Raw genomic sequence first — 14,394 nt, 5'->3', positions numbered from 1 at the left:
CGCCAATCAACATCCGACAGGTCGCCTGCCTGATGCGCTACAGATTGGCTCAATAATTTTAAATTGACCTGAATCGTTCTGTGACCATCCCGAAGGACAATCACATAACATTCTGGCATCCACTCTTAAAATTTGGGGCCACCAACCATTTTGTCAAAGATCATTCATCAAAGCTGTCAGCTCTTAAGTGTCCATTTTTCATCGACAATTAAGTGCCTGAACTTCAATGGGGACGCGGAGTTTATCGTGGATTTTCAGAACTGTCAACGGAGTGGCAAAAGTTTTTTTAATATTGTCCGAATTCAAGAATTCCATTCGTAGCCCTGCGATTTTTAAACGGTTACGGTACTATCTGGTAATCAACTTTGATGCGTTCAGAGACCTTTTGGATTTTAGGAATTTTCATGACTCAGTCTGTTATTGGATCACATAAGTTCGACCTCGACACTCCTATACTCTGCATCGACCTGGATATTATGGAATCAAATATTCAGAAGATGTCCGACTATATTCTCAGCCGCGGAAAGACCTGGCGGCCCCATGAAAAATGTCATAAAACCCCCGCCATTGCCCTCGCCCAGATGGAAGCCGGTGCGATCGGCGTGACCTGTGCCAAGGTCTCCGAAGCCGAAGTCATGGCAGCCGCCGGCGTCAAAGACATCCTCATCGCCAACATGATTGTCGGCAAAACCAAATGGGAACGCGTCGTCTCTCTCTGCCGTCATGCCCGCCCCATCATCGCCTGCGACCACTTCGCCCAGATCGAACCACTGGCAAAAATGTGTGCCGATGCCGGCGTTGTCTGCCGCATGATGCCTGAAGTGAATATCGGCCTCAACCGCGTCGGCTCACGTCCAGGGCAGGACACGCTCGACCTCGCCATGGCCATCGATAAACTCGAAGGTGTCGAACTCGCCGGCATCATGGGCTATGAAGGACACCTGCTGCAGGTTCAGGATCCGGAAGAAAAACAACAGAAAATCGAAGAAGCGATGCGAACGCTCGTCGGCTGTAAAACCGCCATCGAAGCCAAAGGCATTCAATGCGAAATCGTCAGTGCCGGCGGTACCGGTTCCTACCAGATCACCTCGAACTGCGAAGGCATCACCGAACTGCAGGCGGGCGGCGGCATCTTCGCTGACCCGATGTACGTCAACAAATGCAGTCTGACCGGCCTCGACTACTCCTTAAGCGTCCTGGCAACCGTCGTCAGTCGCCCGGAAAAGGGACGCATGGTGCTCGACTGCGGTCGTAAAACAATGCACCCCGACTTCCAGCTTCCCCTGGTCAAAGCCTGGCCGGATGCCGAAGTCACCGCGTTGAGTGCAGAACACTGTGCCGTCAACCTGGGTCCCGAATCTCAGGACCTCAAGATCGGCGACAAGATCGAGCTGATCCCCGGCTACGCCGACTTCACCACGATCCTGCACGAAAACTTCTACGGTTTCCGCAACGATCGTCTGGAAGTTGTCTGGCCGATCCAGGGTCGTGGCAAAATTCAGTAAGCTCCAGACTGACCAACATGATCTAAATCTGAGCCTCGCAGCGTCGAGGCTCAGTGGATCATGGTCTGCAGGTGCCTGACCACAAAGATCAGCACCGCCCCTCCGAGGAAGGCCAGATTACAGAAGGCCGAGGTGACCGCCGCTTTCTTCAGCGTCGCGGGTAACACGAGCGCAAACAGAAACATACCGGTCAGAATCATTCCCGGGCAAAGTATGGCCTGTTCGACAACGTGGGGTACGTCCCATTTCTGCACATGCCAGATGATATTCAGAAAGAAGACCCCCGCCATATTGAACACCGAGAGAAAGCCCATGATGGCAAATGCTTTCATTCGCGACGGTTTCTCAATTGGATCGTCTACAATCAGACCATTCGTTTTATCCACGTAGGCCCGCAGCAGCATCCCTCCGACGCCCCCCCAGATCAGGATGGACAGGAAGATATTGACGAGAAAGCGTTCCATAAAATCTGCTACCTGTTATGTAAAACTCATTTCTTTCCTGTCCCCGACAAGCGTCACTGCAGAAATACGTCTGGCTCCATGCCTGCGCCGCAGAACAGTTCAGCACCTTTTTCAGAATACAAAAACACACTGAATAAAAACACATTTCCGGTGTGCATTTTCAGGGAATGCCGGTAGTATTTCATTAAAGAGAACTGTTCAGACAAAACTCCACAGTCGGCCCCTGTCCGCTCGTGATTCCCCTTGCACATCCAGTAAAGGAACTCGAAATTGAATCAGCCTGACGCTGATCATCAGCTCGAATACGCACGCCAGATGCTGCTGTTGAATCCCCTGGAAGAAGCCGATCAGATTCTGCACCGGCGGCTGCGCCTGATCAAACCAGCAACCTCAAAGCAACAATTCACGGACGAACCAGATTCAGACCTGACGCAGAAAGAGCGAGTCAGCGAACAACTGGACAAGCTGAGAAGTTCGTTCTGGTCACTTGATGACAGAAAACTTCAGCAACGACTCAAGGCTATCGACACCAGACCGTTCCCCCAACTGGCGATCTTTCACAGCAAACTCAAATCCGTTGCAGAATGCAGGCCCCTGTTCCAACAACTCAAAACGCACCCCCGTTGTTTCCCGGAGTTTTATGACAAGTTCTGTAAACTGGTCATTGCCCCACCCGCCAAAGCAGTCACGCTCCGCATGAAATTCCTGGAAGAATCCCGCCGCGGACTGATGAGCCCCCGCTTCCCCAAGCCCAAAAAATACCGTCAGTTGGCTCAGATCATCAAAAAAGAGTTTCCCCAACTATACGAGCTGGAGAAAGTCTGGATCAATCAGCTGCTGGCGAAGCGGAATCGCATTTCGACGCTGGATAATTTCTTCTGGGCGGTCAACAGGGTGGTCTATGGAATCACCTACCTGTTTGTGATGTTAATCCTGGGATTCATCATCGTTTATGCCTCAGACTTTCTCAGCATGCTGTTGAGTTTTCTCGGCTGAGCCTAACCTTACAGAGGAGCCGGATATGAGTGGCCCCGATGAGCCACAATGGGAATTATTGCCTGACCGACCGGAAGATTTTTTCGGCCTGGAGGGGGATTACGATGTCCTCGATCTGAAACGGAAATACAATTCCTTTATTCGGAAATTCAAACCGGAAAAATTCCCGGAGGAATTCCAGAAAATCCGCGCCGCGTTTGAATCCCTGAACGACGCGCTCCGCTATGGCGAGCCCCTGCCGAGTTCACAACACCTGCAGTTTGACTGGTCGAGTGATACGGAACAGTCCGATTCCGAACTCCAGAATGAGTTGACAGGCTCACCCGCTGCAGATCCGCTCTACAATTCGTCCAGCGAAGCAACAGACAAAGGCCAGAAAACAGGTCTGCTGGAGCGACTCAAAGACGAACCGATCGACGTGCTGTATGCGGAATTGAAACAGCAGACCTCAAAATCTCCCTACGATTATTACGCGCTGGCGGTCTTTGCGGACCTGCTGCCTGAGACGAAAGGCCATTTTGCAGGCTGGATCCTGGAAGGCCTCAAGGTTCACCAGGAAGAGCCCGGGCTGTTCGAATTACTGAAACAGTACTTCTCTCAGGAAATTCCACTGAAGGAACTCGCGTCCCTGTTGCTCAAAACGTCTCGCATCGTCAACTCAGACCGCTTTTATTATCTGACTGAAAAAGGCTGGGATCGCCTGATCCGTAACGCGCCCTTCAAGATATTTCGCAAGACACTCTCCAGCTGCGAAGCCAATTTACGCGACCATCGGGTCGACAACCTGCTGGTCTTCTATCTGCACATTCTGAAACCGGCCATCTGGAAAGCCAGTCAGAAGTGGATTGACCAGATCTTTGCTGAAGTCGACTCCCACTACGATGAACTGCCTTACTGGCTGGAACGCGAATATTACCTGCTGGACCTGCTCCGTCAGTACCGTGAGCAGCGGGACACGTTTATCCAGGAGAGTGCCATCCGCGAGACCATCGACAGGGCCATCAGAAATTACAGTGTACTTCCCGAGAGCGAAGCCGACCTGGCCTTCCTTGAATGTCAGCTTCTGCTGATCTCCTACGAAGATGATCTCCTGACGGAATTCCCCAAGCTGGACAAACAGCTGCTCAATCTGCGAATCCTCTGGGAACTCATCGCCGATGATGTCTATGAGCGCGTGGAAGTCTATGTGGAATATAGCGAGAGTGAGCAGAGAGACTCGCAAATTCAGAAACTGGCCGATCAACTGTTTCATGAAAATTATGGCCGTCGCTATCAAAATATCACTGAAATGACATCAACCACATATGTCCTGCTGTTTCTGGCTTCGATCATCTCTATTATCTATCTGATCTTTCGGATGTTTTCCTCTTTCTGGTCCTCGCTGCTCTACATCGGCCTCATCGTACTCACCAACTTTATTTTCTTTATCCTCGCGGCGCTCTCTTCGAACTGGCTCAGAGACCGCTACTATCGCGCCGGCTGGCGGTTCGAGATCATGCGTTTCTTCCAGACCTGCTGGCTCCCCCTGGATGAAGTCGCCGAGGGCCTGGAAGCCCTGAACGGCACCAAAAAAGACGATATCGAGTACGAAGAACTGGACGAAATCGCCAACCTCATGCGGCTCGATCCGGGTCTGTTTATCTATGTCACAGCCCAGCGATTACTGCACGCGAGTCACTGAATCTCACTGCACGAAGCATCTCCGAAAACCGCCTCTTTCAGGCTGCACCAGCCACCAGCGCAGCAATCACCACAAAGATCACCCCGATCACGACTGCGATGAGGATCGAAATCAGATACTGACAGGCTGCGACCCCCATCCCACGCACAAAGGTCGTTGGCAAGAGACCAGCCAGCAAAGCCGAGGCAACCAGGAAGCTGAAGGGCAGGGAAAACAGCGCGGGCAGCAATTCTGCCCACGGCTGGCCCACTTCTTTCAACGCGACTGCCCCAAACAGTCCAATGATAAAGCCCACAACCCAGTTCACGAGCCCGGTAATGAAAACAATTCCCATTGCTTTCAGCATCTCAGGCTCGGGGACGCGCGACAGGTGATCTTCTCCAAAACCAGCAAATTTATTGAACAGGCTGATCGCTGCTCGCAGAATGACAGCGCCAATCGCCAATCCGATCGGAACCGCCACAAACAGGACGCAAAAAAAGGCCAGTAATGGTTCTGCAGCAGCTAATACCAGAGATGTCGCATTCAGCATTGGATTCATTCCTCGTTAAACAATTCGTCAGTACACAATCATTCAGAAATCACTTGTATACCCATCCCTGCAAAATGTCAATCATGTTAAGAAATTCAAATTCCGTTGAAATTGCATTTCAGGGGATTCGAGTCCGCCCGAAAACCTGAAGCTGATCATTTTCCCTTGGCACTTCTCTCACATCCCGATAACATAAACGTGCGCTGATATTTAATGTTTCCCTCCCACCGGAGTCAGAAGTCCATGAGTTTTCGCCAATCCCAGACAGGCTGCTCAGAGTTCCGGAAGTCTTTGCATCTGCAGAGACGTGATTTTCTCAAAGCCGGCGGACTCGGGCTGACCGGATTGACACTCGCAGGACTACTGCAACACGAAGCACACGCCGGCCCTGCAGCGAAGACAGAGAACTCGGTCATCATTCTCTGGATGCGGGGTGGTCCTTCACAACACGAGACCTGGGACCCCAAACCACTGGCTCCCGCCGACTACCGTGGTGCTTTCGGCGCGATTAAAACCTCGGTTCCCGGCATTGAGATTGTCGACCTGATGCCCCGCTGTGCCAGCATCATGGACAAGTGGTCGATCATCCGCAGCCTGCACCACACCAACGCCGGACATTCCGCCGGTGACCAGATCCTGTTTACCGGCTATCCCCCCGGAACGGATCCCACCACCAACGTCCATCCCAGCTGTGGCGCCGTGGTCTCAGAACAACTGGGGCACCTGACTCCTGAGCTCCCTCCCTATGTCATGATTCCCCGCCAGGTGCCGGGCACCGATTCCGCCTACCTGGGCGTCGCACACAAACCCTTCGAAACCCTGGCCGATCCTGCTAACGCAGGTCCTTTCACCCTGCAAAACTTCTCGCTGGTCGAAGGCATGAGTCAAAATCGATTTTCCCGCCGCAAGGATTTACTGAAAGGGTTCGACCAGTTCCGCACCGACCTGGACCGCTCCGGTCAACTGGATGCGATCAACGAATTCCAACAACAGGCGTTCCGCATCCTGAGTTCCGACAAAGCCCGCAAGGCCTTTGACCTGGACGCAGAACGGGACAGCACCCGCGACCGCTATGGCTTCACAGCCCGATACGATCCGATGGACCCCCGGCGTTGCAGTGCGAGTGCCTTCTCTCAACGGCTCCTGCTGGGACGCCGTCTGGTGGAAGCCGGAGTGCGACTGGTCACTGTCGACTGCCGCTGGTGGGACACGCACGTTGAAGGTTTTGACTCGATGAAGAACGGCTTCCTCCCCCGCTGGGATCAGGCCTATTCGGCGTTGATCGAAGACCTCGATCAGCGGGGCCTGCTGGAATCGACACTCGTCGTCGCCTGGGGCGAATTCGGACGCACCCCGCGGGTCAATAAGAATTCAGGCCGCGACCATTATCCGAATGTGTTCAGCGCCGCGATTGCCGGAGGCCCCGTCAAAGGGGGACGCGTCGTCGGCTCTTCCGATTCCAAAGGGGCTTTCCCCAAGGACAACCCGAAAACACCCCAGGACGTCCTCGCCACGATCTACCAGCACCTGGGGGTCAACACCGAGAAACACTACCTGGATCACTCCGGACGCCCGATTGTAACGCTCCCCTTCGGAGAGCAGTTACACGAGCTGTCATGAACATGAATAACAGACAGGTTACTCGTCGTCCACGCGTTTAATCAGCGCGTTGTAGTCTTTCATGCAGCGTTTCACCAGATCCTTGAGTTCCTGAAACTCGGCCTGGTTGGCCTGCGAAGAATTGAGCAGAGGCTGCATCCAGCCCTGCATCAGGTCGAACTGCGTTTCCAGCACATTCAACAGTGAGCGGGGAATCTTGTTGACCACGGTAATCCGGTCGTCGGGTTCCACAGCCGGTTTCTCAGCAGCCGCCTGCTGCGTTTCACGAGTCTGCAGTGACTTCTCAAACAGTGTCGTCACATCTTTCGTCCCCGAGCTCAGAGCTGCCTGAATCGCGTGCAGGCTCTCAGAAAGATTCTGGAACCGCTCCGCGAATTCGCGGGCATATTGATCCAGGTTGGTCTCTGTTTTCTCTTCTGTCAGTCTGCCGATGCCGGCGTTCATGGCTTCGCGGATGTCCTGCAGTCCTTCGCCCACATTCGCCAGTTGCAGAATGGCCTGCGCCATGCGATCTTCACCGCCCACACTCTTTAACTGCTGATTTTTGCGGAATGATTTTTTGATTTCGTTCCAGCGCTGCAGCTCGGCTTCCTTCAGGATGCCCATCAGTTCCTTGAACTTCAACAGGTTGGCTTCGGTATCCGAGGTCAGGGTCTGGGCATCGTTTTCATAATTGGAAACAATCAGCGTTTCCAGTTCCCTGTCATTCATCACCGCAAATACCTTCTCGGCGATGCGGTTCATGTTACGGTAGGACCCCTGCAGTTTGAACGCCGGTTCGGTCCGGTATTCGTCTGACTGGGCCGCAGAACGGATGTATTCGCGGTTCACACTCAAAATCACGTCGCGAACCCGAATCAGTTTCTTCATCGTGGAAACCATCTCGTTCAGTTCTTCGACGGAATAGTTGCCTTCCAGATCGCCCCGTTCGCCGGTTCCATCTTCGGCCATCTGAATGATCGTATAAACGTCTTTCTGACTGCGTGACGAGAGCGGATTCAAAACCGGATTCGAGGTGATGCAGTTTTCCAGGTAACTCATTTCGAACGCATCCGCGTGCTCGCCAATCACTTCACCCAGGTTATAAATGTCGGCACGGTTTGAAAGCATGTCGGGGATCTGGAACTTTTCCCCACTCTCGGTATACGGGTTCCCAGCCATGACGACCGCTACTTTGCGTCCCCGCAGGTCGTAGGTCCGAGTCTCCCCTTCGTAGACCCCTTCGATCTTCCGCTGGGCGTCACACAGAGAAATGAACTTCTGCAGGAATTCGGGATTACAGTGCTGAATGTCGTCCAGGTAGATCATCACGTTGTCGCCCATTTCCAGCGACAGGTTCAGCTTCTTCACCTCTTCCCGGGCCCCCGCATTCGGTGCGGATGCGGGATCGAGCGAGGTCACCTGGTGTCCCAGGGCCGGCCCGTTGATCTTCATGAAGATGATCCCCAGGCGATTGGCGATGTATTCCATCAGCGTGGTTTTACCATAGCCCGGCGGAGACACCAGCATCAGCAGTCCCATACGGTCGGTTCGCTTCTGTTCGCCCGCTTCCCCCATCTGCTTGGCAAGGTTATCGCCAATCACAGGCAGATAAACTTCATCCAGGAGACGGTTCCGGACAAACGAAGTCAACACCCGCGGACGAAACTCTTCGAGTCGCATCGCATGCCGGGCTTCGTCGACGATTTCTTTCTTGAGCGTGACGTAAGATTCGAAGCGGGGCACTTTCACCTGCTGGAATTCATTCAACCGCTGCATGAACCGGTTATAGTGCAGGTGATATTCGCCCTGCTGAATCCGGGCATGCGAACCCGAGAGCCCGCTGATCTGATCGGTCACGCGGGCATCGATCAGTCGCTGACGATCCAGTTTGCCCGCCAGCAGCAGTAAGGCAATTTCATCCCGGTAATCTCGGTCTTCATCGGAATTCAGATGATCCAGGTAGGCGCCCACCCAGTCCCGGGCCAGCAAAAACCAGTTCAACGGATTGGCATGAGTCGCTTCGAGACTCTCCTGGAATCGTTCCAGTGCGTTATTGTGTTTTAAATACTTCTCAAATTCCTGGAACAGCTCTCCCGCCCGCTGACTGACCACGAATTGATTGCCGTGCACGAGTTCCTGGAACAGGTACTCTGCAGATTCGGGAACCAGCGCCGGCTCGAAACAATGCAGCCGTTGTACGAATTCAGTCAGCTGTTGTTGAAGTTCGCTGATATAGTACTGCTGTTTTCCGGTCTGTGGGAAGACTTGCATAATGCGACCGAAACCAGAGAGCTGCGATTCAAACAGCGTTTTCAGTTCCGGGGCACAGAAGTAATTCCAATAGAGACTGGACAGGGATCGGGCCGCAGGCTGATACCGCAACAGTCCCAGGGCCGGCTTAATCTTGAGCAACGACTTCACGAGCAGCAGTGCATCCTGATCGTGCACTCCCTTTACATAGCCTTCGCTGTAGCGAGGGCCCATAAACTTCTGAATGAATGCCAGCAGTTCTTCATCGGTCAGTTTCAGCACCGATTCCAGCGATGTTTCCGGATCGGAATCCAGCGAATTCAACAGCGTATAGGCCAGGTATTCAACGCGATAGACGTCCCGGTTTTCGGAGACCAGTTCCTGGTTCCAGACATCGCGGGTCGCCAGCAGCCGTTCGTCTTCAATTTCAGAAAAGAAATTGGTTCCCGTCAGATGCAGTTGCAGCACATCGTCCCGCATGACCGTGGTCAGATCCAGAGCCTGACGATTGACGGTAAAATTACGATTTCCCAGCCGGATGATATTTTCGCCATCAACGAACAGTTCCTGCTTGTCTTTCAACTGCCGGACCGCGTCTTCGCGAATACTCTTCAATCGGCTCTGGATATCGTCCACCTTGACGGTGTCTTCCAGCTCACCCAGTTGCCGTACGATATCCCGCACTTTGTCGATCATCAGATCCGAGGCAAAGTAACCGTTGATCTCGTTGATCGATTCGAGCTGCTCGGCCCGACTGCGAATGCCGGTCAGAATCCGTTCGGCCGATTTCGCCAGCGAATTGGCCCGTTTATTTCGGCTTTCCACAATCGCCAGTTTGCGCGATTCAAACGCCGCGTAGATCTCTTCCCGCTTCTCCGTCAACTGCTCGACGAACTCATCGAATTCAGCGAACCGGCCTTCCAGCTCTTCGACCTGAATCATCAGTTTCGTCAGGAAGTCATCACACTTCTCGGGGGAATCACTGACATCCAGGTAGTTCACGACTCCCTGGTTCAGCAGCTTGATCTGGGCATTGAACTCCGCGACACCTTCGACCGACATCAGATCCTTGATGCGATTCTTCAGCGCCGCCCGGCTCTGATTGATGCGGGAGAAATTGGCGGAGATATTGTCGATAATCGCCGTCCGCTGCGTGGTATCTTCCACTTTCAGATTGCTGACAATATCGATCAGCATCTCCAGTTCACCAGAACTGACTTCGATCTCCTCTTCCACCTTCCGTGCGTCGGCGACTTTCTCGACTGTTTTGATCTTCTCGGAGGCCGCAGAGATCCGGTCTGCGTACGGTTTGAGGGCATCTTTCCGCAGCAGGAACTCGACACAGCGTCCGGCCAGTTTTTCGGTCCGTTCGCTGACTTTGGCTTCCAGCTGTTCGACCAGTGTCACATCCACATACCGCAAATCTCGCAGGGAGATGACATCCCCCCGCAGACTCCGCAGGCTGGCGAGGCTCTGTACGAAATCATCGATCTGATCGAACCGGCGATGATCGATGGCAACCAGGGTTTCGCGGGTCTGCGTTTCGACTTCAGCGGTCTTCTTCCTGGTATTCTGCCTGAGCTGCAGAACCTTTTCATACTCGGTGACCGCAGCTTCCGCCGCTTTCTTGATCTCCAGGACCACTTCACCCAGGGCATACGTATCCTGATGATTGATCCAGAAATAGGAATCCAGCACATCCGTTGACTGTTTCACCAGATCGACATACAGATTTTCGTAAGCGTCTCTGCGGTAAATCAGTCCCAGGAGTTCATGGCACTCTGCCATCCCGCGGACAATGTCCTTATTACCGATTTTATTGAGATAGGAATCGGTCTTGTGGGGAACCTCAAACGATTCGCTGACGTAAGGCGTTTTCCAGAGCTGAATCGTGTGATGTTTCTGTGGTTCTCCCTGCCCCGAGAAACAGATCAGCTCGCCCCCTTCGAACAGCGCAAACCCATGACAGATCATTGGGGTATCAAGTTTCTGTTCGATCACATTGTACTGCAGAAGCACATGCACACCCTGCTCGGGCTGATAGAAGACGTAGAGGAAGTCTTCCCCGTTCGGTGCCGCGATTCGTTCCTGGTAGAGCATGTCCTGCAGGTCGGTTTCAAACGTCTTCGAATCCCCGTTCTGGAGATAATAGCCGTTGGAAAACACGAGGCCATGATCATCGGGCAGCAGAATACAGGCATCCTTGATCGAATCCAGCCGCCGGGCCTGCTGCAGCTTTTCATTGTAGATGAAGTAACGGAATTTCGATTCTTTGTAAGGACGAATCTTGAGCAGAATCAGTGAGCCGATCAATGCATAGAAGATCTCGGCATCATCGAGCGTCTGATCCGGGTCATCCACGGGTTCCGCATAGATGCCCTCACCGGTATCGGTGTTGTTCTCGATCTTGATGGTCAGGTCGCCGCCAATCGTCTCAACAAACAGACGGTCATCGATCGAGATGTGAGGATGCGCACCCGAATAATGCAGATCACGATGCGTCCGCACCCACTCGAATTCCTGCTGGGGTGGATACTGCACTTCGTGATCGCTGCGGTTATCCACATAGACCAGCTGATCTTCCTGGAAGGCCCATTTAAATGTTTTAAAATCGCGGGCCCCCTGCCCCACTTTGAACAGCATATATAAATACGGGCCTTTGACGAAAAACTTGGCAAAGGTCGCATTCTTATAGTAGCGGTAGATGTCCTTGAAATCTTTTTCGAACGCCGGGTCCTGAATCAGATCCAGGGGGAGGTTGTGATAAGTTCCGTCTTTGAATTCGTAGACCGAAAACACATCACTCAGCTGGATTTCCGTTTTCAGCCCGAAACGCACGTTATAACCAAACAGAAACCGGTTCCCGACTGCCAGCATATCGCGGGGTACACAGTTGTGCTCGGTCGTAATCCGATCGCTGCCCAGTAACCGGGTCTCAATCGAACCAAAGACTTCCTTGCGACGTTCATTCAGTTGCGACAGGCGGGACTGCAGTTCCTTACCACGACTCTGCAGACGGTTCTGAATGATTTCATACGTACTGCTCTCCAGCGCAATGGCATCCGCATTGTCGGCTGCAGTCTCGGATGTATGATTTTCTGAATCCGCCATTTGTTCGTGAATCCCGTGGCTCACTGTTTCGGTTGATTGAGTGAAGCATTCGTCTGAGGCTCATGCCTGCTCTCACGGCCGGCTTTACCAGGCACAAGAGAGCAGACCAGACCTCTTATCCGTCCAGATAGAGCGTGACTTACAGCTCTATTTTACGATTCCACCTTGGCTTTCATAAAGGAGGAAACCTTCTGGTCGGAGATTCCGAGATTTTTGACGGTCGCCAGCAGGCGGTTCAGTGTCGAACGGTCTTCATTGCTCTCGGCCTGAACGAGCAGCTGTGAGATCAAAGCGGCAATCGACAGGTTCTTGGCATCTTCGAAGGACATGCCAAACCGGGAGATAAAGGTCTGGAGCTGGTCTTCAAAGTAGTCCGGATTTCCGTTGAAGAACGTATTCTTGATATCCGTCAGGGTTTCACTGTTGTGCACGAAACGATCGATGGATTTACCACTCTTGATCGAGTCCACAATCTTATCGAAGAAGGTGGTTTCGCCACCCACGATGTCGATCCGGGCCGACTTGAGAGCCTCGCCGACAATACCGGCCTGGGCTTCGGCGATTTCCTGCTGAGCCGTAATCGCCGCCAGTTCGATATCTTTTTCCTTGTTGATTTTGATCTTGAATTCTTCGTGATCGCGGCCCACTTCGTCAAAGAGCTTCATCGCATTGGCTTTCTCTTCGATACCATTGGCTTCCGAGCTGAACTTCAGCTTCATCACGTTGGCTTCCGCGGTACCGGTCTTCTCGGTCGCTTCGGCTTTGGCCATCATCACGTTGGCTTCGGCCTGACCGGTCTTCTCGGTGGCGGTTGCCTTGGCAATCATGACCTGGGCATCGGCCAGACCTTCTGCGGCACCGTCGGCCGTTTTGGCTTCCGCCATGACTTTGATCGCATCCGATTTCTTTTCGGTTGCCGTCTTTTCGGCTTCGGCTTCGATGACCATTTTTTCGGCCAGCAATTCGGCAGATGACTTCTGTGCTTCGGCCGCTTTGACTTCCTTGACCAGGTTTTCCTGGGCTTCCATTTCTGCTTTGGTCACGGTGACCTGTTTCAAACGGTCGGCAGTCGCGAATTCGTGCGTATCCTTGATGCGTTCTTCTTCTTCGACCACGGCCCGTTCGACAATCACCCGCTCGCGGATCACTTCCTGAATGTTCCGTTTTTCAACTTCGATCGCTTTATCTTTCTCGATATCAGCGATGCCGACAACCCGTTCACGTTCCGTGACTTCGAGCAAGCGGTCTTTTTCAACCCGTTCGGTCTCGACCGCGTCGGTCCGTTCTTTGTTCTTCTGAGCTACAATGATCTGGCGGAGTTTGTTTTCTTCGGCGATCGACAGTTCTTCGTCGGTGCGAATCCGCGCGGATTCCGCTTTCAGACGCTCTTGATGTTCTACCTGACGAGCTTCGGCTTCTTCACGAGCCGTCAACGATGCGATTTCCCGCTTCTGTTTCTCAACCGCTTCGACCCGCTGACGTTCCAGTTCCAGAATCGTTTCCTGGGCTTCCACGTCCTGCTTCTTGATTGTCTTTTCTTTTTCCCGCGTAATATTGTTGGCCAGTACGTGCTCGCGAGAGGTGAGGTCGGTGATCTTCTTGATCCCTTCCGCATCCAGAATGTTGGTCGGGCTCAACTTCTCAAGCGGAGTCTGTTCCAGGAAGTCGATTGCACAGTCATCCAGAATATACCCGTTCAAATCGGTACCGATGATCTTGAGAATCTCTTCCTTGAACTTGTCCCGCTCGTTGTAGAGTTCCACAAAGTCAAAATGCTTACCGACCGTCTTCAAAGCTTCCGAGAACTTGGCATCAAACAGTTCGATCAGGGCTTCCCGGCTGGAAGCGCGTTTACAACCCAGAGATTGCGCCACGTTGCGAATGTCATTCGAAGTATTGTTGACTCTCACGAAGAAAGCCACTTCGATATCCGCCCGGATATTATCCCGACAGATCAGACCTGCTTCCCCTTTACGGAAAATTTCGATCCGTTTGACCGAGAGGTCCATCTGGTCGGCACGGTGCAGGATCGGAATTACAAAGATCCCTTCCCCGTTGGCGACCTTGAGGTTACCGACCCCGGTTCGCACCAGAGCCTCTTCCGGTCCAACCTTGCGATAGAAGCGGGAAAGTGCCATCGCAAAACCAGCCAGCACGATCCCGATCACGACAATTGCGGTGACAATGGACCCACTGAATAAATCGACCCCCAGCAGTTGAGCTGTGGGTAACTGAAGTACCGATATGGACATG

General features: G+C 53.0%; 8 protein-coding genes. 4 read left to right on the top strand and 4 right to left on the bottom strand.

The window, feature by feature from the left end:
- The first annotated feature begins 404 nt into the window (after positions 1-404).
- The gene (locus FYZ48_RS22185; protein WP_149344416.1) at positions 405-1,505 is read left to right on the top strand and encodes a DSD1 family PLP-dependent enzyme; all 1,101 of its coding nucleotides are present in this window, start codon (positions 405-407) and stop codon (positions 1,503-1,505) included.
- Between the two features lie 50 nt (positions 1,506-1,555).
- Here FYZ48_RS22185 and FYZ48_RS22180 read toward each other — a convergent pair whose 3' ends face one another.
- Positions 1,556-1,969 carry a hypothetical protein gene (locus FYZ48_RS22180; RefSeq protein ID WP_149344414.1) on the bottom strand — a complete coding sequence of 138 codons (414 nt, stop codon included), beginning with the start codon at positions 1,967-1,969 and terminating at the stop codon, positions 1,556-1,558.
- A 270-nt stretch (positions 1,970-2,239) separates the two neighbouring features.
- Here FYZ48_RS22180 and FYZ48_RS22175 point away from each other — a divergent pair, with 270 nt between their 5' ends.
- The gene (locus FYZ48_RS22175) at positions 2,240-2,965 is read left to right on the top strand and encodes a hypothetical protein (RefSeq protein WP_149344412.1); all 726 of its coding nucleotides are present in this window, start codon (positions 2,240-2,242) and stop codon (positions 2,963-2,965) included.
- 25 nt (positions 2,966-2,990) lie between these two features.
- On the top strand, positions 2,991-4,646 hold the full coding sequence (locus tag FYZ48_RS22170; protein WP_149344410.1) for a hypothetical protein: 1,656 nt from the start codon (positions 2,991-2,993) through the stop codon (positions 4,644-4,646).
- Between the two features lie 37 nt (positions 4,647-4,683).
- Here the strand turns inward: FYZ48_RS22170 and FYZ48_RS22165 are convergent, their stop codons facing one another.
- Entirely contained in the window at positions 4,684-5,178 is a 495-nt protein-coding gene (locus FYZ48_RS22165) for a hypothetical protein (RefSeq protein ID WP_149344408.1), read from the bottom strand.
- Between the two features lie 243 nt (positions 5,179-5,421).
- Here FYZ48_RS22165 and FYZ48_RS22160 point away from each other — a divergent pair, with 243 nt between their 5' ends.
- On the top strand, positions 5,422-6,798 hold the full coding sequence (locus FYZ48_RS22160; protein WP_149344406.1) for a DUF1501 domain-containing protein: 1,377 nt from the start codon (positions 5,422-5,424) through the stop codon (positions 6,796-6,798).
- An 18-nt stretch (positions 6,799-6,816) separates the two neighbouring features.
- Here the strand turns inward: FYZ48_RS22160 and FYZ48_RS22155 are convergent, their stop codons facing one another.
- Both FYZ48_RS22155 and FYZ48_RS22150 read right to left on the bottom strand, forming a co-directional pair.
- Positions 6,817-12,141: a DNA repair ATPase gene (locus FYZ48_RS22155; RefSeq protein WP_149344404.1), complete on the bottom strand. Its 5,325-nt coding sequence runs from the start codon at positions 12,139-12,141 to the stop codon at positions 6,817-6,819.
- Between the two features lie 152 nt (positions 12,142-12,293).
- A complete protein-coding gene (locus FYZ48_RS22150) occupies positions 12,294-14,393 on the bottom strand; it encodes a flotillin family protein (RefSeq protein WP_149344401.1) in 2,100 nt (699 codons plus the stop codon).
- Position 14,394 lies beyond the last annotated feature (1 nt).

Origin of the sequence: Gimesia chilikensis (assembly GCF_008329715.1) — a bacterium.
GTDB classification, from domain to species: domain Bacteria; phylum Planctomycetota; class Planctomycetia; order Planctomycetales; family Planctomycetaceae; genus Gimesia; species Gimesia chilikensis.
This window is presented reverse-complemented; position numbering and strand designations above follow the sequence as displayed.

Bases quoted from the DNA above. Each gene is read 5' to 3' on its own strand.
- FYZ48_RS22185 (WP_149344416.1), top strand. From the start codon at position 405: ATGACTCAGTCTGTTATTGGATCACATAAGTTCGACCTCGACACTCCT.
- FYZ48_RS22180 (WP_149344414.1), bottom strand. From the start codon at position 1,969: ATGGAACGCTTTCTCGTCAATATCTTCCTGTCCATCCTGATCTGGGGG.
- FYZ48_RS22170 (WP_149344410.1), top strand. From the start codon at position 2,991: ATGAGTGGCCCCGATGAGCCACAATGGGAATTATTGCCTGACCGACCG.
- FYZ48_RS22165 (WP_149344408.1), bottom strand. From the start codon at position 5,178: ATGCTGAATGCGACATCTCTGGTATTAGCTGCTGCAGAACCATTACTG.
- FYZ48_RS22160 (WP_149344406.1), top strand. From the start codon at position 5,422: ATGAGTTTTCGCCAATCCCAGACAGGCTGCTCAGAGTTCCGGAAGTCT.
- FYZ48_RS22155 (WP_149344404.1), bottom strand. From the start codon at position 12,141: ATGGCGGATTCAGAAAATCATACATCCGAGACTGCAGCCGACAATGCG.
- FYZ48_RS22150 (WP_149344401.1), bottom strand. From the start codon at position 14,393: ATGTCCATATCGGTACTTCAGTTACCCACAGCTCAACTGCTGGGGGTC.